At 51.1% G+C, this 26,900-nt stretch carries 30 protein-coding genes; 29 read left to right on the forward strand and 1 reads right to left on the reverse strand.

Going from position 1 to position 26,900, the window contains the following annotated elements:
* A partial coding sequence (locus F456_RS22050; protein ID WP_018976383.1) for an IS3 family transposase occupies positions 1-240 on the forward strand: 240 nt, incomplete at its 5' end.
* 130 nt (positions 241-370) lie between these two features.
* Here F456_RS22050 and F456_RS0107455 read toward each other — a convergent pair.
* The gene (locus tag F456_RS0107455) at positions 371-1,327 is read right to left on the reverse strand and encodes a polysaccharide deacetylase family protein (RefSeq protein WP_040925052.1); all 957 of its coding nucleotides are present in this window, start codon (positions 1,325-1,327) and stop codon (positions 371-373) included.
* Between the two features lie 362 nt (positions 1,328-1,689).
* On the opposite strand from F456_RS0107455, the gene F456_RS0107460 reads away from it, so the two are divergent.
* From F456_RS0107460 to hisC, 28 genes are all read left to right on the forward strand, one after another.
* Positions 1,690-2,301, forward strand: a complete 612-nt coding sequence (locus tag F456_RS0107460) for a genetic competence negative regulator (protein ID WP_018976385.1) — start codon at positions 1,690-1,692, stop codon at positions 2,299-2,301.
* Positions 2,302-2,412: 111 nt separating this feature from the next.
* Positions 2,413-3,162, forward strand: coding sequence for a glutamic-type intramembrane protease PrsW (gene prsW / locus F456_RS0107465; RefSeq protein ID WP_018976386.1), 750 nt, complete (start codon positions 2,413-2,415; stop codon positions 3,160-3,162).
* 217 nt (positions 3,163-3,379) lie between these two features.
* Complete coding sequence (locus F456_RS0107470; RefSeq protein ID WP_018976387.1) at positions 3,380-4,021, forward strand: flagellar brake protein; 642 nt, start codon at positions 3,380-3,382, stop codon at positions 4,019-4,021.
* Between the two features lie 185 nt (positions 4,022-4,206).
* Positions 4,207-4,914 (forward strand): (d)CMP kinase, encoded by a 708-nt coding sequence (gene cmk / locus F456_RS0107475; RefSeq protein ID WP_018976388.1) that lies wholly within the window; start codon positions 4,207-4,209, stop codon positions 4,912-4,914.
* 82 nt (positions 4,915-4,996) lie between these two features.
* Entirely contained in the window at positions 4,997-6,280 is a 1,284-nt protein-coding gene (gene rpsA / locus F456_RS0107480) for a 30S ribosomal protein S1 (RefSeq protein WP_018976389.1), read from the forward strand.
* A gap of 207 nt (positions 6,281-6,487) precedes the next feature.
* Positions 6,488-7,810 (forward strand): ribosome biogenesis GTPase Der, encoded by a 1,323-nt coding sequence (gene der / locus F456_RS0107485; protein WP_018976390.1) that lies wholly within the window; start codon positions 6,488-6,490, stop codon positions 7,808-7,810.
* Between the two features lie 197 nt (positions 7,811-8,007).
* The gene (gene plsY / locus F456_RS0107490) at positions 8,008-8,646 is read left to right on the forward strand and encodes a glycerol-3-phosphate 1-O-acyltransferase PlsY (RefSeq protein ID WP_018976391.1); all 639 of its coding nucleotides are present in this window, start codon (positions 8,008-8,010) and stop codon (positions 8,644-8,646) included.
* On the forward strand, positions 8,639-9,679 hold the full coding sequence (locus F456_RS0107495; protein WP_018976392.1) for an NAD(P)H-dependent glycerol-3-phosphate dehydrogenase: 1,041 nt from the start codon (positions 8,639-8,641) through the stop codon (positions 9,677-9,679). The genes plsY and F456_RS0107495 overlap by 8 nt, the downstream gene beginning before the upstream one ends.
* A 96-nt stretch (positions 9,680-9,775) precedes the next feature.
* Entirely contained in the window at positions 9,776-10,138 is a 363-nt protein-coding gene (locus tag F456_RS0107500; RefSeq protein WP_018976393.1) for a 2Fe-2S iron-sulfur cluster-binding protein, read from the forward strand.
* Between the two features lie 237 nt (positions 10,139-10,375).
* On the forward strand, positions 10,376-10,648 hold the full coding sequence (locus tag F456_RS0107505) for an HU family DNA-binding protein (protein ID WP_018976394.1): 273 nt from the start codon (positions 10,376-10,378) through the stop codon (positions 10,646-10,648).
* A gap of 302 nt (positions 10,649-10,950) precedes the next feature.
* Entirely contained in the window at positions 10,951-11,175 is a 225-nt protein-coding gene (gene mtrB / locus F456_RS0107510) for a trp RNA-binding attenuation protein MtrB (protein ID WP_018976395.1), read from the forward strand.
* Between the two features lie 95 nt (positions 11,176-11,270).
* A complete protein-coding gene (locus tag F456_RS22055) occupies positions 11,271-12,071 on the forward strand; it encodes a heptaprenyl diphosphate synthase component 1 (protein WP_018976396.1) in 801 nt (266 codons plus the stop codon).
* On the forward strand, positions 12,068-12,784 hold the full coding sequence (locus tag F456_RS0107520) for a demethylmenaquinone methyltransferase (protein ID WP_018976397.1): 717 nt from the start codon (positions 12,068-12,070) through the stop codon (positions 12,782-12,784). Before F456_RS22055 ends, F456_RS0107520 begins: the two co-directional genes overlap by 4 nt.
* A gap of 1 nt (position 12,785) precedes the next feature.
* A complete protein-coding gene (locus tag F456_RS0107525; protein ID WP_018976398.1) occupies positions 12,786-13,658 on the forward strand; it encodes a UbiA-like polyprenyltransferase in 873 nt (290 codons plus the stop codon).
* Positions 13,652-14,269, forward strand: coding sequence for a UbiX family flavin prenyltransferase (locus F456_RS0107530; protein ID WP_018976399.1), 618 nt, complete (start codon positions 13,652-13,654; stop codon positions 14,267-14,269). The genes F456_RS0107525 and F456_RS0107530 overlap by 7 nt, the downstream gene beginning before the upstream one ends.
* The gene (locus tag F456_RS0107535) at positions 14,251-15,126 is read left to right on the forward strand and encodes a menaquinone biosynthetic enzyme MqnA/MqnD family protein (protein WP_051086715.1); all 876 of its coding nucleotides are present in this window, start codon (positions 14,251-14,253) and stop codon (positions 15,124-15,126) included. The genes F456_RS0107530 and F456_RS0107535 overlap by 19 nt, the downstream gene beginning before the upstream one ends.
* Positions 15,123-16,097: a polyprenyl synthetase family protein gene (locus F456_RS0107540; protein WP_018976401.1), complete on the forward strand. Its 975-nt coding sequence runs from the start codon at positions 15,123-15,125 to the stop codon at positions 16,095-16,097. The genes F456_RS0107535 and F456_RS0107540 overlap by 4 nt, the downstream gene beginning before the upstream one ends.
* A gap of 184 nt (positions 16,098-16,281) precedes the next feature.
* Entirely contained in the window at positions 16,282-16,725 is a 444-nt protein-coding gene (gene ndk, locus F456_RS0107545; RefSeq protein WP_018976402.1) for a nucleoside-diphosphate kinase, read from the forward strand.
* The gene (locus F456_RS0107550) at positions 16,716-17,543 is read left to right on the forward strand and encodes a CheR family methyltransferase (protein WP_018976403.1); all 828 of its coding nucleotides are present in this window, start codon (positions 16,716-16,718) and stop codon (positions 17,541-17,543) included. The genes ndk and F456_RS0107550 overlap by 10 nt, the downstream gene beginning before the upstream one ends.
* Before the next feature lie 185 nt (positions 17,544-17,728).
* Positions 17,729-18,898, forward strand: a complete 1,170-nt coding sequence (gene aroC / locus F456_RS0107555; protein WP_018976404.1) for a chorismate synthase — start codon at positions 17,729-17,731, stop codon at positions 18,896-18,898.
* Positions 18,899-18,911: 13 nt separating this feature from the next.
* A complete protein-coding gene (gene aroB, locus F456_RS0107560) occupies positions 18,912-20,012 on the forward strand; it encodes a 3-dehydroquinate synthase (protein ID WP_026293722.1) in 1,101 nt (366 codons plus the stop codon).
* Positions 20,012-20,389 (forward strand): chorismate mutase, encoded by a 378-nt coding sequence (gene aroH, locus F456_RS0107565; protein ID WP_026293723.1) that lies wholly within the window; start codon positions 20,012-20,014, stop codon positions 20,387-20,389. The genes aroB and aroH overlap by 1 nt, the downstream gene beginning before the upstream one ends.
* Positions 20,390-20,874: 485 nt before the next feature.
* The gene (gene trpD, locus F456_RS0107570) at positions 20,875-21,951 is read left to right on the forward strand and encodes an anthranilate phosphoribosyltransferase (RefSeq protein ID WP_018976407.1); all 1,077 of its coding nucleotides are present in this window, start codon (positions 20,875-20,877) and stop codon (positions 21,949-21,951) included.
* Complete coding sequence (gene trpC / locus F456_RS0107575) at positions 21,941-22,780, forward strand: indole-3-glycerol phosphate synthase TrpC (RefSeq protein WP_018976408.1); 840 nt, start codon at positions 21,941-21,943, stop codon at positions 22,778-22,780. The genes trpD and trpC overlap by 11 nt, the downstream gene beginning before the upstream one ends.
* Positions 22,780-23,502: a phosphoribosylanthranilate isomerase gene (locus F456_RS0107580; protein ID WP_018976409.1), complete on the forward strand. Its 723-nt coding sequence runs from the start codon at positions 22,780-22,782 to the stop codon at positions 23,500-23,502. The genes trpC and F456_RS0107580 overlap by 1 nt, the downstream gene beginning before the upstream one ends.
* Entirely contained in the window at positions 23,502-24,707 is a 1,206-nt protein-coding gene (trpB, locus tag F456_RS0107585; RefSeq protein WP_026293726.1) for a tryptophan synthase subunit beta, read from the forward strand. The genes F456_RS0107580 and trpB overlap by 1 nt, the downstream gene beginning before the upstream one ends.
* Complete coding sequence (gene trpA / locus F456_RS0107590; RefSeq protein WP_018976411.1) at positions 24,704-25,618, forward strand: tryptophan synthase subunit alpha; 915 nt, start codon at positions 24,704-24,706, stop codon at positions 25,616-25,618. The genes trpB and trpA overlap by 4 nt, the downstream gene beginning before the upstream one ends.
* A gap of 170 nt (positions 25,619-25,788) precedes the next feature.
* Positions 25,789-26,886 carry a histidinol-phosphate transaminase gene (hisC, locus tag F456_RS0107595; protein ID WP_018976412.1) on the forward strand — a complete coding sequence of 366 codons (1,098 nt, stop codon included), beginning with the start codon at positions 25,789-25,791 and terminating at the stop codon, positions 26,884-26,886.
* The last annotated feature ends 14 nt before the right edge of the window (positions 26,887-26,900 follow it).

The raw sequence follows: 26,900 nt of genomic DNA on the forward strand, positions 1-26,900 counted from the left end.
CTGCAAGCAAAAGGACTCACAGGCAGCCATTCCAGACGGGGCAACTGCTTTGACAATGCGTGTGTCGAGTCGTTTTTTTCGCATCTAAAGACTGAGAAACTGTATCTGGAGAATCCTAACACACTTGAAGAAGCAAGGCACCAAATTGCGGACTACTTGACGTATTACAATGAGGAACGTTTCCAAAGCAAACTAAACGACCTTTCCCCGAAAGAGTTTCGGGAAAAGGTCGTCGCTTGAGAAACTGTGTTTTTTAGTGTCTACTTGACGGGGCTAGGACCACAACTGGGACGGCTTTTCAAGTTTGTATCCATATTTTACGACTTTGGATTGTACGACTTCGACGGAAATAGAAAGTTTGTTTTGAAACTTAAGGCTGCTTGGTCGTATCGATGCTGCGCGGGTCAACAAACTCATAGCCTTTTTCCTCCAGCTGAGTCAGCAGATCGTCGAGCGCCTCAACCGTCCAAGGAAGCTCGTGCATCAAAATGTTGCTGCCCGAATGGAGTTGATCGAAGACATTGTCGATAACGCCCTGCGAATCGTTCTGGTTTACCCAGTCGAGCGAGCCGACTGACCAGTTCATGTGCAGCATATTGTTATCCGCGGCGACTTTACGTGTGTAATCGTTGCCTGCACCGTTTGGCGGACGGAAAAATTGTGGTGCTTGGCCGATCGTTTGCTCCACAATATTTTGCGTGTCTTCCAGCTGCTTCTTGATCTCAGCGTCGCTTTCTTTTTTGAGAATAATATGATCATAGCTGTGGTTACCTACAATGCCGCCTCGGTCATGGATAAGCTTGAGCAGGTCGGGATTGGCTTTAACCCGATATCCGTTGACAAAAAAGATCGCTTTGGCATCGTGCTTGTCGAGCGTATCCATCATGCTGTTAATCATTTCGGCTTCTTTTGGACCGTCGTCAAATGTCAGCAGCACAACTTTTTTTGGAGCGTCACTGCCCTCGTTCGGAACGATATCATAATTGGCGTTCATATGATATTCGATCGGAACTTCTTCGTCGGCAGCCGCGCTGTCGTCCGCATCGGAATCATCTGCCTGCGCGGTATTGTCCGCGGCATCTGTTTCGTCACTCTGAGCGGCTTCAGCCGGCTCGGATTCCGTCTGTACGGCGTCTCCATTCGACTGAGACTGCTGCATTCCGTCTGTACTCTGCTGCGCTTCGACTGACGTTTGCCCCGCATCCGCCGGCTGCGTTTCCGCAGGAGTTTGTCCGGCAGCGGTTGTCTGCGCTTCATCGGCAGTGTTTCCACAGGCGCCGAGTACGAGGCCGGCCGCCAACCAAAACATGGCCGTCTTTTTCCACATCTGTCATTCATCTCGCTTTCTACTGTGCATTTGTGTCTTCTCTTGTGGCACTATGTAGCTCTTAAGCAGCCTTTAAAAGCTTAGCATACTCTAAAGTGCATTTACAGCGCACAACTGGTTTGTAACCTTCTCGCTAAATTGTTGAATCATGTGAGAGGTTGGAATTGTTCCATCGTAAAAGTTCAAAAAAGCATGGTAAGGAAATTTTTTTGAAAAGAGAGTGATGTATCGAAAGGTTACGACATCTGGGCGTGCATTTAAAGAAAAGAAGTGATAACATAAATATGTGGTTATATAATATAAAACGCACCACATTGGGAGGCCCTTTCCCAAAAAAACGACTCCAAAAGGAGGGTCCTGTCGTGAAAATTGAACGATTGAGCCAGGATAAAATCCGTATCTTCCTTTCGTCCGACGATCTGAACGAACGCGGCATTCAAAGGGAAGACATGTGGCAGGAAATTCCTAGAGTCCATGATCTGTTTACCGAAATGATGGATCAAGCCTATACCGAACTTGGATTCGATGCGACTGGCCCTCTTGCCGTAGAAGTGTTTGCGCTTCCCGCTCAGGGGATGGTGGTCGTCGTAACGAAGGGCAAATACGATCCGCTCCATTCGGATACAGGAGACGAGGAAATGCCGGATGAAGTTTATGAAATGGAAGTGACTATGGAGGCAAGCGATACGATCGTTTACTCCTTCCACGATATCGAACCCCTTATCGAAGCGGCTCATTTGCTGCGCGAACGGGTACCCGAGGGCGGTTCGCTGTACCATTATAAGAACGCTTGGTTCCTGCATTTTTCTGCGGAGGATTTCGAAGATTCTTTGCATGAATCTCTAATTGCGGTGCTTGCCGAATTCGGCAGCTCATCTTCGGTCACTACGTCCGTACTTCAAGAGTACGGTAAGCCAGTTATGGCGGAGCGGGCGATTGCCCAGATTTGCGAGCACTTTGACCGTCGGGCCTGAATAGGTCTGTGAGAAATGGCGCCGTCCCGATTGCTCGGGGCGGCCGTTTCCGTTTGTGCACTGCAGAAGTGCCAGAAACTTCGCCGTAAGCGGGCGGGAAAGGGGAACGCTTTGCTCGTTCTAACAATTTTGGTTGCGGCGGTTACGCCGGGTGCTGCGCTGCTGTTCTATTTCTATCTTAAGGACAAATATGATGCGGAACCGCTGCACATGGTTCTGCGAATGTTTTTGCTCGGCTTTTTGGTCGTGCTTCCGATTGCAATCGTACAGCAGGGACTGCTGCGGGCATTTGGCGATAACCCTTACCTGTTCGCTTTTGGTATTTCTGCAGGCGTGGAAGAAACGTTCAAATGGTTCGTTCTGTTCCACTTCATTTACAATCATACCGAATTCGATGAGCCTTACGATGGCATTCTATACGCAGTGGCTGTTTCTCTCGGATTTGCTACCTTGGAGAATATTATGTATGCCTTTTCCTTAAAGGCCTCCTTCGGCGCACTGCTCCTTCGCGGACTGCTGCCTGTTTCTGGTCATGCGATGTTCGGTGTTGTAATGGGGTACTATCTGGGAAGAGCCAAATTTGCAAAAGCGGCAGAGCGGAAAAAGTTTTTGGCTATGTCGTTGATCATGCCGCTGCTTTGGCACGGGTTGTACGATATTATCCTTAATGTATCCGGTCATTATTGGATATGGTATATCGTTCCGTTCATGCTGCTTATGTGGTATGGCGGCATGGATAAGGTTGGGAAAGCGAATAATCGCTCCCCCTTCCGTTTCCTAAAAAAGGAAGAACCGACTCGGCGCCCTGCTGCAAATCAAGCTGTTCAACCTACCGGGCTGCCTGAAAAAAAGGAAGCCTGATTTAAAAGAACCGATTCAATAGCATTATTATTTTTGCCTGAAGTCCGTTTCAAGCCTTTATAAGCTTGCGATCGGGCTTTCTTTGTGTTTTTGGGAGGTTAGGCCCACAAGAGAATTGTGCCATGTTATACTAATGATAACTGACGGCCTGGCAGCCTGCTTAAGCTGCATTAAGCCGGTAAGACAAGCATACGAAGAATGAAGGCGGGCGATCAAAATGTATCCGAAAACCAACGATATGCTGTTTATGCAGCCCGTATCTATGGAATCCCAACCCGAAAACGAACACCGTTCCCGAATTTCGGAGATGGAAGAACAATCTCTATTGGTAGAAATTCCGATGCTGGGAACCCGGATAAGCCGGCTTCGCTTGGGCGAGGAGCTTTCGGTCAATTATATGACGGAAGACGGGGTAAAGTATTATTTCACGTCACACGTACTGGGATACCACGACGATGCAATCCCTCTAATGCGAATCAGCAAGCCAATGCCGGAGGATATTTCTAAAGTTCAACGGAGACATTATTTACGCGTTCCTGCACAGGTAGAAATTGCAGTGCTGTCACCCGAACTTCATTTTACTGCGGTAACTTTCGATTTGAGCGGAGGAGGCCTTTCCTTTATTGCTCCTGATGATCACTCCATTCAGATGAATCAGCAGTTGAATGGATGGATTTTGCTTGCGTACAAGAGCGGCGATGTTGATCATATCCCATTCAGCGGTGAGGTTATGCGTGTTAAGGAACCGGGGACCAACCGGAACACGATCAGCTTATCCTTTACTCAAATAGCCGATGGCGACCGACAAAAAGTGATTCGCTATTGTTTCGAACGGCAGTTGGATTTTCGAAACCGTTGAGACTACGCCTTCTGCCGTTTTTCTAATACAAGTGAGATGAGCGGCGAAGGCTTTGTCCTTTCATGTATGGACGTTTTGCAAATTGAGGATCCTTATGCTATAATTTTATTGTCGCAGGCACAGCCTGCTTTTTTATTGATTGAGAAGCCTGTCTGTAGTAGGCGGCCTTGAGGAGGAATGCCCCCTTGTCCAGCTCTAACGGGGAACGGGAGTTCAGAATCAACATTGCGATCGACGGCCCTGCAGGAGCAGGGAAAAGTACGGTCGCACGCATGGTGGCCAGTAAGCTTTCCTATGTTTATGTCGATACCGGTGCGATGTACCGGGCGGTAACATGGGATATGCTAAATCAGGGCATCGAAGCGGAAGATGTGACTGGGGTTCTTGAACGCATGAAAGCTATCGACATTGAGCTGGTGCCGGGAGAAGACGGTCAGCGGGTAACGCTTTCGGGATACGATGTAACGGACGAGATTCGTTCGCTTGCGGTTAACCGAACGGTTTCCCGATATGCGCAAATCGAGGGGCTGCGTGCGGAGTTATCTGCCGCACAGCGGCAAATGGCTTTACGCAAAGGCGTCGTCATGGACGGACGCGATATCGGAACCACCGTGCTTCCAGATGCGGAAGTCAAGATTTTTATGACTGCAACCGTTGAAGAACGCGCACGGCGCAGATTCCGTGAACTGCCGGAATCCGGCGAAGTCATTACGCTTCAACAGCTTGAACGCGAAATTGCGGAACGGGACGAGTTGGACCGCAGTCGCGAGGTGTCGCCGCTTATGTGTGCGGATGATGCATCGGTGCTCGATACGACGAACATGACCATCAATGAGGTTGCGGACGAGATCGTGCGCCTGGCCGACCGTGAGATTGCCCGACTGGGCAAATAAAGGCGGCCAAAGAAGCATTGTTTTGAACCCTGCGCACAGCGGGTTTAAATATGAGGGTTTTGAATCGAGGAGGGTATTGAACATGTCGGAAGAGACAAGAAATCAAAATGAAGAAGCAGTAAACCAGGAAGTAAACGAGGAAACGGCTACGCAGGATCAGCTGGATCAAGTCGTTAGCGTGACTAAGGGCGATACGGTTACAGGAACGATTGTGAAATTGGACGATGACCAAGCGTACGTCAGCATCGGTTATAAATACGACGGCGTAATCGCGACTCGCGAGCTGGAAGAAGGCGCTGAAGTTGGTCAGGAAGTCGTTGCAAAAGTTGTCAGCCTTAACGACAACAAAGAGCAAATGGTTCTGTCCAAACGCGCAATCGACGGCGCTAAAGCTTGGGATCAACTCGAAGAGAAATTGGCGAGCAAAGAAATCTTCGAAGTTACAATCACAGACGTTGTTAAAGGCGGTATTGTGACGGACGTGGGCGTACGTGCCTTCATCCCGGCTTCGATGGTAGAGCGTCACTTCGTCGAAGATTTCAGCGATTACAAAGGTCGTACGATCCGCGTTCGCGTCAAAGAACTGGACCGCGAAAACAACAAAGTAATCCTGTCCGCCAAAGATGTTCTGGAAGAAGAATTCGAAGCCAATAAGCACAAAGTTATGGCTGAACTTCAAGAAGGACAAGTCATCGAAGGCAAAGTACAGCGTTTGACTCAATTCGGCGCATTTGTCGATGTAGGCGGCGTTGACGGTCTGGTTCACGTTTCCGAAATGGCTTGGCATCATGTCGGCAAACCTTCCGACGCGGTATCTGAAGGCGACACGGTTAAAGTGAAAGTTCTGAAAGTGGATCCAGAAAAAGGAAAAATCAGCTTGAGTATCAAAGCTGCAACTCCAGGACCATGGGAAACGGCTTCGGAGAAGTTCAGCCAAGGTGAAATCATCAGCGGCGAAGTTAAGCGTCTTGTACCTTTCGGTGCATTCGTTGAGATCGCTCCTGGCGTAGAAGGTCTGGTTCACATTTCCCAGATCTCCCATAAGCACATCGGCACACCTCAAGAAGTGCTGGAAGAAGGACAAACGGTTCAAGTGAAAGTATTGGACGTAAATCCTTCCGAAAAGCGCATCAGCCTGAGCATCAAAGAAACTGAAGAAGCTCCTGCAGGTGAAGCTCGCTCCGAGAAGTCCGAAAGATCCGACAGACCGGAAAGATCTTTCAAAGGCCGCGATAAGGGACCACGCGTCGAGAAAATCGACAACCCTAACGTTTCGCTGAGCAACCAGAGCATGAACGTTTCGCTGGGCGAGCGTTTTGCAGACCTGAGCGCGCTCAAGGACAAGCTGGGCCAGTCTGAAGAATAAGGCGTTACAAGCATAGCTACGAGCAAACGGCGGACCCGCTGCGGGTTCGCCGTTTGTGCAATATAAGAATAATCGGCTGGAAAATCGGCTGAATGCGCATCTTGGTATGCCGACTGGAAACGGGGGCCGATCCGTATGGAAAGGTTCAGCCGTTTCTTGTCGTGTAACGGGAAGTTTCAGCTGCGGCTGACAAGGAGGAATAATCAAATGGCAAGAGCTGTAGTAGCGATCGTAGGTAGACCGAACGTCGGTAAATCTACTATCTTTAATCGTATTATCGGCGATCGTCTGTCCATTGTTGAGGACAAACCGGGCGTAACCCGTGACCGAATTTATGGGGTAGGGGAATGGAACGGCAGATCTTTCAGTATTATTGATACCGGAGGTATCGAACTGAACGATGAGCAAATTCTTAAGTCGATCAAAGCTCAAGCGGAGCTTGCGATCGAAGAAGCAGACGTAATCGTCTTGATGTGCGATGCGAAATCGGGACTGACTCAATCCGATTCCGAAGTGGCGGAGATGCTGTACCGTTCCAAAAAGCCTATCATCTTGGCGGTCAACAAGGTCGACAATATGAATCGTATGGATGATACCTACGAATTTTATAATTTGGGTCTGGGCGATCCAATTGCTGTATCGGGTGCGCACGGAAGCGGCGTAGGCGATCTGCTGGACGTAATTGTAGAAAAGCTTCCGGATACGGAAGACGAGCAGTACGACGAAGACGTCATCCGCGTCGCACTAATTGGCCGTCCAAATGTAGGCAAATCCTCTCTCGTTAATGCTCTGCTTGGCGAACAGCGAGTGATCGTCAGCGATGTAGCGGGAACAACGAGAGATGCAATCGATACCGAGTTCGAACGAGACGGTCAACGGTATGTTCTGATCGATACGGCCGGTATGCGTAAGCGCGGTAAGGTTTACGAGAACCTGGAGAAATATAGCGTTATGCGTGCAATGAGAGCTATTGAACGTGCAGATGTGGTAGCTGTCGTAATCAATGGCGAAGAAGGTATCATCGAGCAGGATAAGCACATTGCAGGCTATGCGCTGGAAGCGGGCAAAGCCTCGATATTCGTCGTGAACAAATGGGATGTTGTCGAGAAAGACGATAAAACGATGCAGCATTTTGAAAAAAGCATTCGCGATCACTTCCTGTTTATGACCTATGCGCCGGTTGTATTTCTGTCGGCATTAACCGGACAGCGGGTGCATAAGCTGCTGCCTGTCGTCAATCAAGCGGCCGAACAGCATTCCCGTCGTATCCCGACAGGCTTGCTAAACGACGTGATCTCCGATGCGGTAGCCATTAACCCTCCACCTACAGACAAAGGGCGTCGTATGCGGATCAACTATGCGACTCAGGTCGCTGTGAAGCCTCCAACCATCGTGGTATTCGTGAACGCACCGGAACTGATGCATTTCTCTTACGAGCGTTATTTGGAGAATAAAATCCGTGCCGCTTTCGATTTTGAAGGAACGCCAATTCGTATCTTCACAAGACGGAAGTCTGAAGATAAAGAATAATAAAGCGTGCGTTGAAGCACGCCCCAAAGCATGTCTTTAAAATTCGTCGTCCATGCCTTTTATGCTCCTTAAGCGCGTGCACCCGCTCTTCGGCAGCATAAAGAAAGTGGAAATCTTCATTTATTTGGAGGATACGTTTATTTAAAAACATGCTGTAAGAGAACGCAAAAGTTCAATTGCGCGAAGGAGAGCGAACAATGATATTATCGGGGATTGCGATCGCAGCCGCTTATTTGCTCGGTTCGATCAGCTTCAGCGTATTATTCGCCAAATTGTTCAAAGGTATCGATATCCGGAATCATGGAAGCGGCAACGCTGGTGCAACCAATACGCTTCGGGTACTGGGCAAAGGGCCGGCAATTTTGGTGCTTGCGCTGGATATTTGCAAAGGCATTCTTGCGGTCTGGCTGGGTCGATGGCTTGCGCCGGATTATGAGTGGACACCTGCCTTGGCTGGCTTGGCAGCGGTAGCTGGACATAATTGGCCGCTGTATTTTCACTTTAAGGGCGGAAAGGGCATTGCGACAACAATCGGAATGCTCGCAACGCTCTGCTTCTTCCCGGCTTTGTGGGCTGGTGTTATCGGGATTCTATCCATTGTTTTCACCCGTTATGTTTCACTCGGTTCGCTCCTGTTTGTAACCCTGACGCCAGTGTTCCTGATCATTTATAAAGCTGCGAATTGGCACGATTTTGGAGCATCGGTACTGACCGTCAGCCTGTTGATCTGGGCGCTTGCCGTTTGGCGGCACCGAAGCAATCTGATCAAGCTGAAGAACGGAACGGAGAACAAGCTGGGCTCGAAGTCCGGCGGGAAGGAGCGCAGCCTTGGCTAAAAAAGTGTGCGTATTGGTAGGCGGCAGCTGGGGAACGGCTCTGGCAATGGTGCTGGCCGACAATGGTCACGATGTCCGGCTCTGGGCGCGGAGCGAGGAACAAGTCAATGAAATCAATAAGACACGTGAAAATTCACGCTTCCTGCCGGGGGTTAAGCTGCCGGACGGAATTCGTGCTACAACCAGTATGGAAGAAGCGGTAAAAGATGCCGAAGCGGTCATTATCGTTGCGCCTTCCAAGGTAATGAGGGAAGTCGCAAGAATGCTCAAGCCGTTCTGGCGTGAAGACATGCTCTGTATTCATGCGACAAAAGGATTGGAAATCGATACGCTCAAGCGTATGTCGACAATCATTGCCGAAGAACTGGAGTGCGACGAATCGAAGATTGGCGTTATCTGCGGACCAAGCCATGCGGAGGAAGTGGCGCGTCGGCGTCCCACAACGATCGTAGTGGCTTCTTCAAAAGAAAAAGAGGCCGAGCTTGCGCAAAATCTGTTGATGAACGCTTATTTCCGTGTTTATACGAACCGGGATGTGCTTGGAGCGGAATTAGCAGGAGCGTTCAAAAACATTATCGCGCTGGGCGCAGGAATGTCGGACGGATTGGAATATGGAGATAATGCCAAAGCCGCGCTGTTGACCCGTGGACTGGCAGAGATTACCCGGGTTGGTACGGTAATGGGGGCCAATCCGCTTACATTTTCCGGTCTGGCCGGAGTTGGCGATCTGGTAGTGACAGCGACAAGCCGGCACAGCCGGAACTGGAGAGCGGGTTATCTGCTTGGTCAGGGAAAGCCACTCCAGGAAGTACTTGATTCCATGGGCATGGTTGTCGAAGGTATTCGGACTATAGAAGCGGCACATATGATTTTGCAGAAATACAAAGTCCAAATGCCGATTGCAGAGCAGCTGTATCATGTGCTGTTCGAAGGTCTTGATCCGCGTACGGCAGTCGAAGCGCTGATGGGACGCGGTCCGAAGACCGAGATGGAGATGATTTCGCAGGAAACATGGGAGCAGTGGCATACCTGATTTATGATATCCGTTGGCATACGGTAACAAGTCAGGGGCTGTACTGTGAATCTCAGGCAATTCGATCAATCCGTTTTTGCGAAGGGAGGACTCGATATGCCGGATGACCGATTTACCGTCTCGTTTTTGCCTGAAGGAAAAAGTGTCCGAGTACGTTCGGGAACGACTTTGCTGACTGCTGCTCGTTCGGCTGGCGTACATATTCCGGTACGCTGTGAAGGGAAAATGGGTTGTCTGATGTGCAAGGTAACGCTGAATTCTGTCGAATCGGGTGTACTCCCGCCTGCCGAAGGTGAGCGCAGAAAGTTGGGCGGAAGCCTGGAACAAGGTGTCCGACTTGCCTGCCAAGCTAAAGTATGCGGCGAAGTAACGGTAACGACACCGGAAGATCCGCTGAAGCGTGCCGTTCGTTTGCAGCTTGAACGGCAGAAGCAGGCAGATGAAGATTTTTGGGGATAAGCGGGTGAAAGTCCCGCTTTAATTCTCTAGTACAGCCTATGAAACGCTTGAAATTATAAGCCTGGTGTATTACTATATGTTTGTTGCCTCCAGAACGCAAGTTCTGGGCAGTTTGAGACTTCCGGCCTTTGTCCTTACAGCAGTTTGTATTCAGGCATATCGGAAAGACCAAATACGCCTTTTCGGCGGGCACTCTCGGACGAGTGCCGGGTATGATTGTAACAGGAGGTGAAACGCATGAACAAATCTGACCTGATCAGCCACGTTGCAGAAGCATCGGAGCTTGGCAAGAAAGAAGCAACCAAAGCAGTTGACGCTGTTTTCGAAGCTATTGCTGCTGCTCTGCAAAACGGCGAGAAAGTACAGCTCGTTGGATTCGGAAACTTTGAGATTCGCGAACGTTCCGCCCGTAAAGGACGTAACCCGCAAACCGGTGAAGAGATCGAAATCCCAGCAAGCAAGATTCCTGCTTTCAAACCAGGCAAAGCCTTGAAAGACGGAATTAAATAAAATCTACATAATCCTTGGGGATTGAAGATTTTGAACATCTCGAACGTTTTCGTTCGATGATGAGGAAGGAGCCGTGAATATACATTCACGGCCTTTTTCTTTTTTTAGAGGAATAGGGTGGATTATCCTCATTAACCTTATCATTCTTATTTCGAGCTTTATTACGATATAGCATTTACAATTCTTGTCAACCACATCGCTTTGTTGCGATATGGTTGACAATATAACCAGCCATTTGCCATCATAAATAGACTGTATGACGATAACTCAAGCATGCAACAATAAATAAAGGAGGAATTATAATGGAGCATTCAGAAAAAGCCGATTACATTGTCATTAAAGCTCATGAAAACGGCGTCCATGTGATCGGGCTGACACGCGGACAGGATACCCGCTTTCACCATACGGAAAAGCTGGATAAAGGAGAGGTATTGATCGCGCAGTTTACCGATCATACGTCTGCGATCAAAGTTCGAGGCAAAGCAACGGTGTTTACAAAGCACGGCAATATCGAGACCGAGTCCTGAGCAATTGCGTTAGTTGTTTGAAAAAGCGTATGCTATAATAGAAAAGATTGTGACAAAAATAGCGTTGAACGTTGGAAAAAGTCGGAGGCCTATTGATGAAACCCTACTGCGTACCGGAGAAAACCAAAAAATATACTGGATATGATATGATCCGGAAGCATACGGCTATTCCTGCGCTGCCGGATGCGCGTCTGCGTCTGCTGCACGCTTTTCTTGAAGCTTCCGATTACGCCGCTCAAAGCGAGGTGTACGGAATCGTTACCGGGCTGCTGCAGACGGGGCTTGATATTCACGACCGAGTTGCGCCGGGGGACGACAGCGAAGAGGAGCAGGCAATGCGTACTCGTCAGCTCAAGGTGCTGGCGGGCGACTATTACAGCAGTCTTTTTTATCAGCTTCTAGCCGGGGCAGGAGAGATTGCAATGGTCGCAGAGCTGAGCCGTGCGATTGCCGATATGAACCGCAGCAAGATGGAACTGTATCTGCGGATGCAATCGGATTCGAAGTTGGAGCTGCGCGAGTACCTGGACGAAAAAGCTCGGATCAACGTGCGTCTGTTCGCTGGATTTGACTGCCTATTGGAAGAACCCTTGCTATCCCAGTGGCAGGAGCTGTTAATGTTGGTCGGTCTGTGTGAAGCGGCATCCGACGAATTGGCTGCTGCTGTAGATGGCGAGGCGTATGAAGGTCTGGCATTCCGAAATGGGCGGCTTCGGGAAGCGGCGGAGAGAGAGCAGCTGTGCGCTGAGCTAGCTGCACTCCTGCATGACTTCGCTAAGCGCTTCGAAGACCGTATTGGCTCTCTTTCAGACAGAATCGACCGGGCTTCGCTCCTGCCGCTGTCCGCGCGCTTTTTGGCTGCTGCCAAAACGAAAGGCGAGGTGATGGAATCATGACAGATTCGTCGAAACCGAAAGAGGAGTTTGTTCGCGACGTTTTTCAGCAGATTGCGCCGAAGTACGACCGGATGAACGACATTTTGAGTTTTAACCGGCATAAGGCTTGGCGTAAATTTGCGATGCGAAAAATGGCGGTATCCCAAGGAGATAGCGCTGTCGACTTGTGCTGCGGGACCTGTGATTGGACCATCAGTTTGGCCGAGGCGAGCGGAAGCGGACCAGTGAAGGGATTAGACTTTAGTCCGGCGATGTTGGATGTCGGTCGGCAGAAGATTGCCCGGAATTTGCACGGTAGTCAGATTGAATTGTTTCAAGGAAACGCAATGGAACTGCCTTTTGCCGACAACTCGTTCGATTACGCAACGATCGGCTTTGGCCTGCGCAATGTACCGGACCCGGTGCAGGTACTTAAAGAAATGCAGCGGGTAGTTAAGCCGGGCGGCATGGTTGTTTGCCTGGAACTGTCCAAACCGACGAGCCAGCCTTTCAAGGGGCTCTATTATTTTTATTTTGAACAAATGCTTCCGAAACTCGGCAAGCTGTTCGCCAAAAGTTATGAGCAGTACAAGTGGCTTCCGGATTCGCTTAAGCTGTTCCCGGGCCGCAAAGAGCTGGCAGATATTTTCCGCGACGTAGGGCTGAGAGATGTTCAGGACTACGCGCTTACCGGCGGCATTGCCGCCCTGCATATCGGAATTAAGGAGAAATAGAATGTTCAGGAAAATCGGCGTCTTTTTAGAAATGATCAAGATCGAACACACTTTATTTGCGCTTCCCTTTGCTTTTATGGGGACGCTGCTAGGCTCCGTGGTCATTAACGGACATCTGCCTTCTTGGGCACAGATCGGTTGGATTTTGCTGGCCATGATTGGGGCACGCAGCGCCGCCATGGGCATGAACCGTCTCATCGACCGTTACATCGACGCCAAAAATCCGCGTACGGCAAAACGCGCTATTCCGGCCGGTATGCTGAAAACGGGCGAAGTGGCGGTGTTTGTCGTCGTTTTCTTCGGTTTGTTCCTGTGGGCTACGCTGGAACTGTCCCGTTTTGCTCTGCAGCTGTTCCCAATCGCCGCTTTCCTGATTATCGCGTATTCGTACACGAAGCGCTTTACCTGGTTATGCCACCTTGTACTTGGCGCGACAATCGCGCTCGCTCCGCTTGGCGGCTGGGCTGCCGTAACGGACAGCTTCAGTTGGTCGTCACTCGTATTTTATATTGCGGTTGCGTTTTGGACAGCAGGCTTTGACGTTATTTATGCCTGCGATGATATCGACTTTGATCGCCGTGAAGGCATTTATTCCATTCCAAGCCGATTTGGTCTTGAGAAAGCGTTGAAGATTGCTCAAGGTTTCCACGCGGTAACTGCAGCCGGATTGATTGCATTGGCCTTCATGACGCCGCTTGGATGGTGGTACGCGGCAGGAGTAGTGATTGCCTGCTCCATTCTGTTTTATCAGCATCGTATCGTCAAGGCAAGCGATCTCAGCCGTGTGCAGACTGCATTCTTTACGATGAACAGCTGGCTCAGCGGTATTGTTTTCGTGTTCACTCTGATTGATTTGGTGGTGAAGTATTGGTAAACGAACTGGCGGGAACGGGAAGACACTGGGTGTTGGGGATTACGGGAGCTAGCGGCAGCGTTTACGGGGTCCGCCTGGCGGAAGAGCTGTTGGCAGAAGGATTCACCGTACACCTCGTCGTTTCGAACGCCGGCTGGCGCGTGCTCAAGGAAGAGATGGATTTTGACGCTTCCAGCCGGGAAGCAGAGCTGGAACGACGCTTTAGCGACCGTGCCGGACGCCTAATCTATCATCCGGTGGCGGATATTGGGGCGTCGATCGCCAGCGGCTCTTTTCGGGCTGAGGGAATGATCGTCGCCCCTTGTTCAATGGGGACGCTGTCGGCAATCGCTCACGGCTCGTCGGACAATTTGATGACGCGAGCGGCCGATGTCATGTTAAAAGAAGGTCGTCCGCTCGTCTTGGTGCCTAGAGAAACGCCGCTTCATGCCATTCATTTGGAGAATATGTTGAAGCTGTCACGGCTGGGGGTCAAGATGGTTCCGGCTATGCCGGCTTTTTATCATCGTCCCCGTACACTTGAGGAAGCTGTAGACTTTCTGGTAGGCAAAGTGTTGGACACGGTTGGGATTGGGCATAAGTTGTTTAAAAGATGGGGGGAGGAAACGTGATAGATAACAGTGTGCTGCAGCTGGGGCGTATCCTCTATACCAACGTCTGGCCGGTTTACCATTACTTCGATCCCTCTTCATTAAGTTTTCCGGCGACGACAAGAACCGAGCTGCCGGCCGTATTAAATCGCCTTCTCCTTGAAGGAGAATTGGACATGAGTCCGGTTTCCTCTTTCGCCTACGGTATGGCAGCTCATAAGTTTCTGCTGCTGCCGGGTTTGTCGGTGAGCGCGGACGGTCCCGTCAAATCGATTCTTTGTTTTTCCAAGAGGCCCTTTGATGAAGCGGTGCACGGCAGGATCGCGCTGACCAACACATCCGCAACATCCGTCAACTTATTGAAAATAATTGCGGAAAAAGCATACGGAGCCAAACCGGAATATGTAACCTGCGAGCCGGATTTGGAAAAGATGCTGGAGCATGCGGATGCGGCACTTTTGATCGGCGATCATGCGATTCGTGCGGATTGGGCAAACAGCGGATATGTAGTGACCGATTTGGGAGTGGAGTGGAAAGCCTGGACCGGTAAAAGTATGACGTTTGCGGTATGGACCGTTTCAAAAGAAGCGGCTTCTCGTTATCCAGAGCGGATCAGCGAACTGACCGAAGCTTTGGTCGCGAGCAAACTTCAAAGTATGAAAGACCTGACTCCGGTAGCGAAAGAAGCGCAGTCCAGATTGGGCGGGGAATTGGAGTATTGGAACGAGTATTTTGCAAATCTGAATTACGACTTGACTCGGGAACGGTTGGACGGCCTTAGCCTTTACTTCCGTTACGCTCGGGAGATGGGACTTCTGCCGGAGACGGTAGATATTGAAATTTGGACCGATACTATGCAGATACGGGTGAACGAATGAAACGAATGGAGATCTTCGGAACATTAAAGAAGGATATGGATGCTGTTGAACGTTCGCTGTATGCCAGTATCGAGGTTGAGAGCGAGGCGCTTGGTGAAGCGGCCATGCATCTGCTCAAGGCTGGAGGAAAGCGGCTTCGTCCCGCTTTTGTACTGTTGGGCGGCAAATTCGGTACATATGAGCTGGACCAACTGAAGCGCGTCGCTGTGCCTCTGGAGCTAATACACATGGCCTCACTCGTTCACGATGATGTGATCGACAATGCACAAACACGGCGGGGGCAGCTGACGGTCAAAGCCAAATGGGATAATCGGATTGCCATGTATACGGGAGATTATATCTATGCAAAGGCGCTGGAAATTGCAGCAGGGCTGGAAGATCCACGGATTCATCGCATTCTGTCGAAAGCTATGGTCGAAATGTCGATCGGAGAAATGGAGCAAATTCGCGACTTTTTCAACTCGGGACAGAGTATTCGTCGATATTTACTGCGTATTCGCCGAAAAACGGCTCTGCTTATCGCAATAAGCTGCCAGCTTGGCGCACTTGCAGCCGGCGCTTCGGCTGCAGCGGCGCGGGAGTTGTACAACTACGGGTATAATGTGGGTATGGCGTTCCAGATCCGCGATGACCTGTTAGATCTATGTGGAACGGAAAAGCAAATCGGCAAGCCGCCGGGCAGTGACATCCGTCAGGGCAATATTACCATTCCGGTGCTGTACGCACTGCAGGAAGAATCACTGCGTACTCCACTGCTGCAGGAGATCACACGCATTCATGAAGCGAACGGTCGAACGGATGTCAGTACGGCTGTAAGCATGATTACCGGCAGTCAAGGCATAGCAAAAGCCGAGGAATTGGCGGATCGCTACACGCAAAAAGCGCTGGAAGCGCTGGACAGACTGCCTGATATTCGTGCATGCAGGCACCTGCGCGACATTGCGCATTTTGTATCAAAACGCACATATTGAACGGAACATCTACAATCGAACAGCCAGCATATTCTTTTACAGGTTCAATTTTGTTCGATTTCGAACAACAATTGAACCTGTTTTCAGAAATGCAGGCAGGATTTTGGAAGCTAGACGTTTAACTCTATAAAAAGCAAGCGCTTCAGCCGATAATAAATCATATGCCGAAAGTGGGAGATTACCGATGGAACGTACTTTTTTGATGGTTAAGCCCGATGGAGTGCAGCGTGGACTGGTCGGACGAATCGTTAGCCGATTCGAAGACAAAGGTTTTAAGATGGTGGCGGGGAAATTCATGCAGATATCCGAAGAACAGGCCAAGCGTCATTATGCCGAACACGAAGGCAAGCCGTTTTTTGGAAACCTGGTGGAATTCATCACATCTGGTCCGGTATTTGCAATGGTATGGGAAGGCGACGATGTCATTGCGCTGTCCCGAATCGCCATGGGGAAGACTAAAGTTACGGAAGCGCAGCCGGGAACGATTCGTGGAGATTTTGCGGCACATACGCCGTTCAACCTTATTCACGGATCGGATAGCCCGGCAAGCGCCGAACGGGAAATCGCTAATTTCTTCACTGAAGCGGAACAGCTTGATTATGACAAGGCGGTGGCGCGATGGATCTGATTAGAAGCGGCGCGGGGCGCGAAGAAGTATCAGCCTCGGGAAGCGACCCGGACTACAGCGGGTTTATCAAAAATGTAAATGCGAGTACGGGAATCGACCTGTCCCAATACAAGGAAGCGCAGATGAAGCGTCGTTTGACTACGCTGCGCAGTAAGCACGGCTATCATACGTTTGCTCAGTTTTTCGAAGCCATGAAGAAAGACAAAGCGCTGTTCTATGAGTTTCTCGACCGGATGACGATCAACGTGTCTGAATTTTGGCGCAACCCGAATCGTTGGGAAGTACTGCGAGATACGATTATTCCCGAACTGCGTGCAGGCGGGAAAAAAGGTCTGAAAGTATGGAGTGCAGCTTGCTCGACAGGAGAAGAACCCTACACGATTGCCATGATCCTTGACGGCCATGGTATTCTGGGAGACTCCAAACTCAATGCGGCGGATCTTGACGAAGGCGCATTGGCGAAAGCCAAGCAGGGTCAATATCTGGAACGTTCGCTGAAAGATGTGCCGTCGAAAGTGGCAGAGAAGTATTTCAAAGCTGAAGGCATGATGTACAAAGTTGATGACAAGCTGAAACGTGCGGTGAACTTCCAGAAGCTGAATCTGCTGACGGACAAATTTGACGACGGCTACGATCTGATCGTTTGCCGCAATGTCATGATTTACTTTACGGAAGAGGCAAAGTCGACACTGTACCACAAGTTTGCGGCCAGTCTGCGCAAAGGCGGCGTTCTGTTTGTAGGCAGCACAGAGCAAATCTTCTCGCCGGGACAATACGGACTTGAGCCGTGCGACACTTTCTTTTACAAAAAACTGTAATCTGATTTTTTCCAAAACATGTAAAGCCGCCGATGCTCGCTAATTGCGAGAACGGCGGTTTTTTGGTATAGTCTGACGCAAAGTGTAAAGTGGCTTGGAGAAGTAACAGGCAAATGATATAATGGGCAAAGACATTTAGAGATTTTAGTCGTTTACAGTTTAAAAGTTTAAAGGGGGAACGTGTCATGAGTTTACGTTATTTGACCGCAGGGGAAACCCACGGTCCGCAGCTGACCGCGATCGTTGAGGGGATGCCGAGCAATCTGCGGATCGATTTCGAGGCTTTGAATTTCCAGCTGCTGCGCAGACAAAAGGGATACGGCCGCGGCCGGCGCATGCAAATCGAGCAGGATCGCGCCGATATTGTTGGCGGCGTTCGTCACGGTCAGACAACAGGAGCGCCTATCGCACTCGTTGTCGCCAATAATGACTGGAAACACTGGACGAAGATTATGAACATCGAGCCTATCGAAGGGACGGATGAAGAGAAGCGCCGTGTACACCGCCCGCGTCCCGGTCATGCGGACCTCAACGGAGGCTTGAAATACGATCTCAAAGATTTGCGCAACGTGTTGGAACGTTCCAGCGCTCGCGAAACGGCCGTTCGTGTCGCCGTCGGCGCACTGGCACGTCAACTGCTTGAAGCATTCGGTATTCGTATCGGCGGACAGGTGCTGCGAATCGGCGAGATTGCCGCTCCGGCCAATAATCTGCCGCTTGATGAGCTGATCAGCCGTACGGAAGCTTCTTCGGTGCGTGTGGTGGACGAAGAAACCGAGAAGAAGATGGAAGCTTACATCGATCAGATCAAAAAAGACGGCGATTCGGTCGGCGGTATCGTGGAATGTATTGTGGAAGGTCTGCCGGTAGGGCTGGGCAGTTATGTGCAGTATGATCGGAAGCTCGACGCACGAATTGCACAGGCAGTCATGTCGATCAACGCTTTCAAGGGCGTCGAGATCGGTATCGGATTTGAGGCGGGCATTCTGCGGGGGTCTCAGGTACATGATGAAATCCTGTACAGTGAAGAGACTGGCTACACACGCGCTTCGAACCGCCTCGGCGGTTTTGAAGGAGGCATCACGAATGGTATGCCGGTCGTTGTCCGCGGTGTGATGAAGCCGATTCCGACGCTGTACAAGCCGCTGCGCAGTGTAGATATTGATACAAAGGAAGCATTCAATGCCCAAGTCGAACGTTCTGATGCCTGTGCCGTGCCGGCAGCAAGCGTCGTGATGGAAAGTGTAGTTGCCTGGGAAGTAGCCAAAGCTTTCCTGGAGAAGTTTGGCGGAGACTCCATGGAGGAGATCAGAGCCAACTACGACAATTACAAGCGTCAACTGGAGAACTACTAATATGGCGGCGACCTTGAAGACGCTGACGGTAGAGCTGGGAGAGCGGTCGTATCCGATCGTGATCGGCGAAAATCTGCTGGCTAATGCGGCTGCATATCTTCGGAAAGCCAGCGTGCCGGATAAAAGCCCTCTGATGATTGTCAGCGACGAAAATACTGCGCCGCTGTATCTTCAGCAGCTGGAAACGTCGCTTAAGAACGATGGTTACCGCACTGTCAGTGCAGTCGTACCGGCCGGTGAGCAATCCAAATCTTTGGACGTGTATAACGATTTGATTACTCAGGCGATCGAAGCCGGGTTAGATCGTTCCTCGACGATCTTGGCACTTGGAGGCGGCGTAGTCGGAGATCTGGCAGGTTTTGTGGCCGGAACGTATATGCGCGGCATTCGTTTTGTTCAAGTGCCGACGACAATTCTTGCGCATGACAGCAGCGTGGGCGGCAAGGTAGCCGTCAATCATCCGCTTGCAAAAAATATGATCGGCGTGTTTCATCAGCCGGAGCTTGTCCTCTATGATGTGGATACGCTCAAAAGCCTTCCTCCCCGCGAAGTTCGCGCCGGATTGTCGGAGATGGTGAAGCATGGACTGATCTGGGATAAAGAATTCGCCTACTGGTGCCGGGACAATGCGGAGCATCTGCTGGCACTCGATGCGGCTGCGCTTGCTCACGGTTTGGAAAAAGGCTGCGGAATCAAGGCACAGATCGTTTCGCGCGACGAGCGGGAGAACGACCTGCGGGCGATTTTGAATCTGGGTCATACGCTCGGGCATGCGATTGAAGCGGTAGCGGGCTACGGACAGTTTCTGCATGGCGAAGCGATTTCTGTCGGTATGGCCGCAGCAGCTCTACTGGGTGAGGAACGGGGAGTGGCAGGCCTGTATGCGGAAACGGTATCCATGCTGAAAGCGTTGGAACTTCCGGTAACGCTGCCGGAGGATATCGACAGCGAAGCGCTGATGACAGCCATGCAGCGCGACAAGAAGTTCAGAGAAGGCAAAATGGTCTTTATCGTTCCACTTGGTATCGGAAGCGTCGAGATTGCCAACGATGTGGATGCGGATACGGTTAGAACGATCATTGAACGTCTGAAAGGGAGGGAAGAACAATCGTAATTTATAATCGCGGGATTCGCGGAGCGACAACGGTGGAACAAAACAGCAGCGAGGACATCTATGCGGCGACAGAAGAACTTGTCGCCGAAATGATCCAACGCAACGAAATCGATCCGGAAACGGTCAGCAATATTTGGATTACGGTTACGCATGATTTGGATGCCGCTTTCCCGGCGGTAGCCGTTCGGCGCCAGCCCGGCTGGGACTTCGTTCCTCTCATGTGTGCGATGGAGATTCCGGTAGAAGGAAGCCTGCCCCGGTGTATCCGATTGATGATCCAGGTAAATACGGAAAAGGGCCAGCGCGAAATTCAGCATGTCTATCAGCGCGGAGCGACGGTTCTGCGTCCGGACTTGGCCAGACAGAAGCAGCTATAATCGGCTTTTTGAAAAAGCGAATGGTGAGTGCGCTTGCCATCCATCCGCTAATCGGGTATAGTAATGAACAAAGTTAAGGATTCGCGCAGCTGCGCCGGGAGCAGGAGTGTTCTCGGGCAGCGGCGAAGAATCGTGTGGCCCGAAGGGGCCGATGCGGTACAGACCGCAAGACAGAGCAGAGTCAGGCTGAGCAGAGTTAGCGTATAGGAAGAGGTTCGGGGACAAAATTCCGCGGATTTTTTAATCTATACATCAACGAATGCGACCCTCCGGAATATCGGTCGGCTTCCCTATCAATTCGGGAATTGTCGGCTTGATCCGAAGACCTCTGCTGCAAAGCGGGGGTCTTTTTTCATACCCGCAGGCTGATTTCCTTTTATCTGTATTTCGCGGTAAAACGAAATGGCAGCACAGCAGCAGAATGAACACTTCCGGGGGCGGCCTCGAGGCGCTCGAACCTATTCGACCTCGAAGGAGAGAATCTTATGCAGACATCACAGAACGGGTATATAAAGGAACAGACACAGCCTATAATTGATATTAAGGAAGCGTTGACGCTGACCTCGGAAGGAATTTCATTGTCCCGCGAACAAGCGAAGGCTGCAATGGAGTGTATCATGTCGGGTGAGGCAACATCTGCACAGATTGGCGGATTTCTGCTGGCACTGCGAATGAAAGGAGAAACGGTAGCGGAAATTACCGGTTTTGCCGAAGCGATGCGCGGTTTTTCCAATACGGTCGGTACGATAAAGGAAGGGCTGCTCGATACATGCGGAACGGGCGGTTCGGGCATCCATAAGTTCAATATATCTACTGCATCCGCGCTGATTGCGGCTTCCGCTTCTGTGCGCGTTGCCAAGCACGGCAATCGTTCGGCAAGCGGACGCGCTGGCAGCGCCGATGTACTGGAAGCGCTGGGCGTCAACATTGGACTGAACGGCAGCCAGGCAGCGGAATGCTTGGATCGGATCGGCCTCTGCTTTCTGTTCGCGCAGACCTATCATCCGTCGATGAAGCATGCGGCGGCTCCTCGCCGCGAGCTGGGCGTACGCACCGTGTTTAACCTGCTGGGACCGCTGACGAACCCGGCCGGTGCCGACCGGCAGCTGCTCGGTCTGTATGATGCAGACCGTACGGAACAGATCGCCTCGGTACTTGGCAATCTGGGCGCAAAGCGCGCGATGGTCGTTGCAGGACTCGACGGCCTGGACGAGATCAGTGTATCGGGTCCGACACGAGTGTCGGAACTGAAGAATGGCGTTGTTCGCACGTATGACATTGTACCGGAAGAACTTGGTTTGTCTCGTTATCCGCTTGAAGATATTCTTGGCGGTGACGCTGCCGATAACGCACGGATCGTACGCGGAGTGCTGTCGGGAGAGCGCGGTGCCCGGCGTGACATCGTACTGGCAAATGCGGGTGCATGCATTTATACCGCCGGAGCAGCCGAAGATTTGGCAGCGGGTGTACGGATGGCGGCAGATATCGTAGATTCGGGTCTGGCCTTGAACAAACTCGAACAACTTGTACGGATAACGGAGGAATGCGGATATGTATCTTGATCGAATTGTAGAGACGAAACGAAGAGAAGTTCAGCAGTTGAAGGAAACGCTGAACATTGCGGAAGCGGAACGTCATATTGCGGCAATGCCGCCGACTAGAGGCTTTGAAGAAGCGCTGCGCCGACCGAAACGTTCAAATATGGCGCTGATCGCCGAAGTCAAGAAAGCCTCTCCGTCCAAGGGATTGATAAGGGAAGACTTTCATCCCGTACAATTGGCAGAGGCTTACGAAGCGGCGGGGGCCGACTGTCTGTCGGTACTCACCGACCGCGATTATTTTCAAGGCAGTTCCGAATATTTGACCGCGATTCGTCAAGCTGTAAGTTTACCGCTGCTTCGTAAAGATTTTGTGATCGACGAAACACAAATTTACGAGGCGAGGCTGATCGGTGCCGATGCGGTGCTGCTTATTGCAGCTATTTTGCCCGAAAAGCGGCTGCGTGAGCTCAAAACATTTGCGGAAGCGCTTGGACTCGACACACTGATCGAAGTGCATAATGCGGAAGAATTAGAAACGGTACTGGCAGTGACTGATCGGGGCTTGATCGGAGTAAACAATCGGAACCTGCATACGTTTGAGACCAGTTTGAAAGTGACTGCCGAACTTGCCGCACTCGTACCGGAGCGGGCGCTGCTTATCAGCGAGAGTGCTATTCGTAACGCGGAAGATGTCGCTTATGTCAGTGCAAATGGCGCGCATGGAGTGCTGATCGGAGAAACATTCATGCGCAGACCCGTGATCGGCGAGGCGGTAACGGAAGTTATGGGTCCGCTGCCTGATGTTCTCCTTTCGGGATTCGGAAATTCGATTGAGAAAGGGCTGCGGTAATGGATCGCAGCCGGACAGAGTCGGAACGGACAGATAGCACGCCGAAGCGCCCGGAAATAAAGCTTTGCGGTATTCGTACAGCAGAAGCTATGCTTAAGGCGGAGGAACTGCAGGCGGATTATATCGGTTTGGTATTCGCACCCAGCAGGAGACAGGTAGAGCCTAAGCAGGCCGCCGAACTGATTGGGGAACTGGATACCCGTCAGATGGCCAGACCTTATGTTGTGGGCGTGTTCGTGAATCCGTCCATGGATGAGCTGGAATATGTACTGTCAATTGCTGCGCTGGATGTTGTGCAGCTGCACGGTCAGGAAAATCCAGATATGTGCCGTAAAGTGCGTGAACGTTTTGGCATCCAGGTATTCAAAGCAGTATCGATTGGCAGCGAAGACAGCGGCGAATCGCATGCGGATCGTGCCGAACGTCTGTGTTCCGCCTACGAAGGGGCAGTCGATGCCATGCTGATTGATACGTACGATCCACTGTACGGCGGAGGTTCCGGTAAAACGTTTAATTGGGAGATCGTTCCGCTGTATCGGGAAGCGGCGCATGCGCACGGATTGAAGTTGTTTGTAGCCGGTGGTCTGACGCCGGACAACGCAGGCGAATTGGTACGAAATTACGGACCGGACGGAATCGACGTCTCAAGCGGCGTTGAGAGCGACGGACATAAAGATATGGAAAAAATGACTCTATTCGTAGAAAGGGCGGTTTTATCATGATTGGTCAGGTACCGGATGCAAAAGGACGCTACGGTGATTTCGGGGGACGTTTCGTTCCCGAAACGCTGATGAACGCATTGATTGAATTGGAACAATCTTACCTCAAATATTCGGCAGACGAAGAATTCAACGCCGAATTGAACAACCTGCTGCAGCAGTATTCCGGCCGCGAAACGCCGCTGTACTATGCGAAGCGTCTGACGGAACATTTTGGCGGCGCAAAAATTTACTTAAAGCGCGAAGACTTGAACCATACGGGTGCGCACAAGATCAACAACGCGCTGGGTCAAGGACTGCTCGCTGTTCGCATGGGCAAAAAGAAAGTGATCGCGGAAACGGGCGCTGGCCAGCATGGCGTAGCGACCGCTACAGTAGCAGCACTGCTCGGCCTGGAATGTAAGGTGTTTATGGGCGAGGAAGATATGCAGCGTCAGCAGTTAAACGTCTTCCGAATGAAGCTGCTTGGAGCGGAAGTGGTTCCTGTATTGTCGGGAACGAAAACGCTCAAGGATGCCGGCAATGAGGCGCTGCGCTACTGGGTCAGTCACGTACACGATACTTTTTATATCTTGGGATCGGCCGTAGGACCGCATCCGTATCCGCTAATGGTGCGGAATTTCCAACGGGTAATTGGCGATGAGACGCGTCGCCAGATTTTGGAGACCGAAGGACGGCTTCCGGATACGATCGTAGCGGCAGTCGGCGGCGGCAGCAATGCCATCGGGATGTTCTATCCGTTCGTACATGATGAAGATGTCAAGTTTGTCGGCGTCGAAGCGGCAGGAAAAGGCATTGATACGCCACTGCATGCGGCGACAATGACACTGGGTACAAAAGGGGTGTTCCAAGGCTCCATGAGTTACCTGCTGCAGGACGAATACGGTCAGGTACAGCCGGCACACTCGATTTCCGCGGGATTGGATTATCCGGGAGTAGGTCCGGAGCACTCGTATCTCAAGGATATCAAACGTGCCCAGTACGTTCCGATTACCGACGAAGAAGCGCTGGATGCGCTTAAGCTGCTCTGCAGAACCGAAGGCATTATTCCGGCCTTGGAGTCGGCGCATGCCCTGGCTCAGGCCGGGAAGATCGCACCGGAGCTTGGCAGCGACAAACTGCTGATCGTTTGTCTGTCTGGACGGGGAGACAAAGATGTCGAGTCGATCATGGCTTACGAAAAAAAAGAAGGAGGAGACGGACAATGAAGCAGCCGAATTTGATGAACCGAGTCGCAATGAACCATAACGCCGCGGAAGGATTGTCGGCCGATGCAGTCCATACTTCTTCTGTCAGTGGAAATTCCAATCTTCCCAATCTGATCGAAGAGACATTCCAACGGATCAGAAAAAGCGATGGTACAGCATTGATCCCCTTCCTGACCGTAGGCGATCCGGACATTGAGACGACATTGGAGATTATTGAGCATTTGGAACAGGCAGGAGCAGATGTACTGGAACTGGGGGTGCCTTACTCCGATCCTCTGGCGGATGGTCCTGTCATTCAGCGGGCCTCCTCACGTGCACTCCAGCAGCTGATTACCGTGCGGACCTGTCTCGACGTTGCAAGCAAGGCTAGGGCACGCGGCGTGAAAATGCCGTTTGTGCTGTTCACCTACTATAACCCGGTACTGCAGATGGGACTGGACGATTTTTTTGCGGAAGCTTCAAAAAACGAAATCAGCGGCCTCATCATACCGGATTTGCCGCATGAAGAAGCCGAAGAAATGCGTGAACGGGCCGATCGTGTCAATATCGCATTGATTCCTCTTATTGCTCCAACATCGATCGAGCGAATTGGTCGCATTTTGGATCACGGACGCGGTTTTGTTTACTGCGTATCGTCGCTTGGTGTTACAGGCGAACGTGCTTCGTTTCATGAAGGCGTTGATGCCTTTATCCGCGACGTTCGTTCCCGTACCGATCTGCCGGTTGCTGTGGGCTTCGGCATCTCCAGTCGCGAGCAGGTAGAGCGCTTTTCCGAGCTGTGCGACGGCGTCGTCGTAGGCAGCGCCATCGTCCGGACTATCGAATCTCTGATTTCCGACCTGATGAATGCCGATCGTCGTGAAGATGCACTCTTGCAAATTCGCGAATTTGTGGCAGAATTAAAAGTATAAGTGCTTATCCCGGAACAAGAAACGAAGCTCAAAGTCGGCAGAGCTGCCGACTTTGACCTAGCTCTCTTTAACATAAAGGTCTTGTTTCGGGATCAGCCCTAACTTTTGAGCGTTTGCAGATTTGTACTTTCGCACTGCAACACGCCAAATCAGGAAAGTAGGGAAAACTCATGCAGCCTAAAGCTCATATTGTCGGTCTTCCGGTTTATCAGCCGGGTAAGCCTATTGAAGAAGTTCAAAAAGAATACGGCCTTAGTGAAGTCGTGAAGTTGGCTTCCAACGAAAATCCGTACGGATTTTCTCCTCGTGTCAAAGCTGCAATCGAACAAGAGTTGACACAATTCAATCTGTATCCGGACGGCGGAGCAGTCGAGCTGACGGCTGCGGTTGCCGAGCATCTGTCCGTAAACCCCGATCAAATTATTTTCGGCTGTGGTTCGGATGAAGTGATCGCTCTGATCGCGCGTGCGTTTCTGTCGAAAGGTGACGAGAATATCATGGCCGATGCCACGTTCTCCGTATATAAGAGCAACGCGGATATCGAGCAGGCGACGAGCATTGAAGTGCCGCTGCAGGACGGCAAGCATGATCTTGAGGCTATGCTGGCTTCTGTAACGGAGCGTACGAAGATCGTTTGGATCTGCAATCCGAATAATCCGACCGGTACCATTGTAGGCAAAGACGAATTAAGGAGTTTCTTGGATCGCGTTCCGTCTTCTGTGATGGTCGTGCTCGACGAGGCTTATTTCGAATATGTAACGGACAGCGAATATCCGGATGGTACGAAGCTGTTAGCTGATTACGACAACGTGGTTGTGCTGCGTACTTTCTCCAAAGTCTATGGACTTGCGGCCCTTCGCATCGGTTATGGAGTGGGGAATGCGGCTGTCATTCGTTCGATCAATCAAGTGCGTGAACCTTTCAATACAAACCGTATTGCTCAAGCTGCTGCAAGAGCGGCGCTGGCGGATCAGGAGTTTGTTCAATCGTGCAGTGCGAAGAACGCTGAAGGAATTCAATTCCTTCAAGGTGAATTTGACCGGATGGGACTGTCCTATTTCCCCGCGAACGGCAACTTTATTATGGTTGACACGAAGCAGGCGGCTGGAGAAGTGTTCCAGCGTATGCTGCGCAAAGGGGTTATTGCCCGGGCGGGTTTCAAGCGCTATCCGACGTATTTGCGTGTAACCGTCGGTTCTCCAAGAGAGAATGAGATTTTCATCCGGACTTTCGAAGAAGCGCTGAACGAACAGGGAGCGACCGTTTAATCGGTATGCTTTTC

The organism is Saccharibacillus kuerlensis DSM 22868 (genome assembly GCF_000378145.1).
Classification (GTDB): Bacteria; Bacillota; Bacilli; order Paenibacillales; family Paenibacillaceae; genus Saccharibacillus; species Saccharibacillus kuerlensis.

What these genes read in the sequence shown, in the direction of transcription:
- F456_RS0107455 (WP_040925052.1), bottom strand. Translation starts at nt 1,327, where the DNA reads ATGTGGAAAAAGACGGCCATGTTTTGGTTGGCGGCCGGCCTCGTACTC.
- F456_RS0107470 (WP_018976387.1), top strand. Translation starts at nt 3,380, where the DNA reads ATGTATCCGAAAACCAACGATATGCTGTTTATGCAGCCCGTATCTATG.
- rpsA (WP_018976389.1), top strand. Translation starts at nt 4,997, where the DNA reads ATGTCGGAAGAGACAAGAAATCAAAATGAAGAAGCAGTAAACCAGGAA.
- der (WP_018976390.1), top strand. Translation starts at nt 6,488, where the DNA reads ATGGCAAGAGCTGTAGTAGCGATCGTAGGTAGACCGAACGTCGGTAAA.
- plsY (WP_018976391.1), top strand. Translation starts at nt 8,008, where the DNA reads ATGATATTATCGGGGATTGCGATCGCAGCCGCTTATTTGCTCGGTTCG.
- F456_RS0107500 (WP_018976393.1), top strand. Translation starts at nt 9,776, where the DNA reads ATGCCGGATGACCGATTTACCGTCTCGTTTTTGCCTGAAGGAAAAAGT.
- F456_RS0107505 (WP_018976394.1), top strand. Translation starts at nt 10,376, where the DNA reads ATGAACAAATCTGACCTGATCAGCCACGTTGCAGAAGCATCGGAGCTT.
- mtrB (WP_018976395.1), top strand. Translation starts at nt 10,951, where the DNA reads ATGGAGCATTCAGAAAAAGCCGATTACATTGTCATTAAAGCTCATGAA.
- F456_RS22055 (WP_018976396.1), top strand. Translation starts at nt 11,271, where the DNA reads ATGAAACCCTACTGCGTACCGGAGAAAACCAAAAAATATACTGGATAT.
- F456_RS0107520 (WP_018976397.1), top strand. Translation starts at nt 12,068, where the DNA reads ATGACAGATTCGTCGAAACCGAAAGAGGAGTTTGTTCGCGACGTTTTT.
- F456_RS0107525 (WP_018976398.1), top strand. Translation starts at nt 12,786, where the DNA reads ATGTTCAGGAAAATCGGCGTCTTTTTAGAAATGATCAAGATCGAACAC.
- F456_RS0107535 (WP_051086715.1), top strand. Translation starts at nt 14,251, where the DNA reads ATGGGGGGAGGAAACGTGATAGATAACAGTGTGCTGCAGCTGGGGCGT.
- F456_RS0107540 (WP_018976401.1), top strand. Translation starts at nt 15,123, where the DNA reads ATGAAACGAATGGAGATCTTCGGAACATTAAAGAAGGATATGGATGCT.
- ndk (WP_018976402.1), top strand. Translation starts at nt 16,282, where the DNA reads ATGGAACGTACTTTTTTGATGGTTAAGCCCGATGGAGTGCAGCGTGGA.
- F456_RS0107550 (WP_018976403.1), top strand. Translation starts at nt 16,716, where the DNA reads ATGGATCTGATTAGAAGCGGCGCGGGGCGCGAAGAAGTATCAGCCTCG.
- aroC (WP_018976404.1), top strand. Translation starts at nt 17,729, where the DNA reads ATGAGTTTACGTTATTTGACCGCAGGGGAAACCCACGGTCCGCAGCTG.
- trpD (WP_018976407.1), top strand. Translation starts at nt 20,875, where the DNA reads ATGCAGACATCACAGAACGGGTATATAAAGGAACAGACACAGCCTATA.
- trpC (WP_018976408.1), top strand. Translation starts at nt 21,941, where the DNA reads ATGTATCTTGATCGAATTGTAGAGACGAAACGAAGAGAAGTTCAGCAG.
- F456_RS0107580 (WP_018976409.1), top strand. Translation starts at nt 22,780, where the DNA reads ATGGATCGCAGCCGGACAGAGTCGGAACGGACAGATAGCACGCCGAAG.
- trpA (WP_018976411.1), top strand. Translation starts at nt 24,704, where the DNA reads ATGAAGCAGCCGAATTTGATGAACCGAGTCGCAATGAACCATAACGCC.
- hisC (WP_018976412.1), top strand. Translation starts at nt 25,789, where the DNA reads ATGCAGCCTAAAGCTCATATTGTCGGTCTTCCGGTTTATCAGCCGGGT.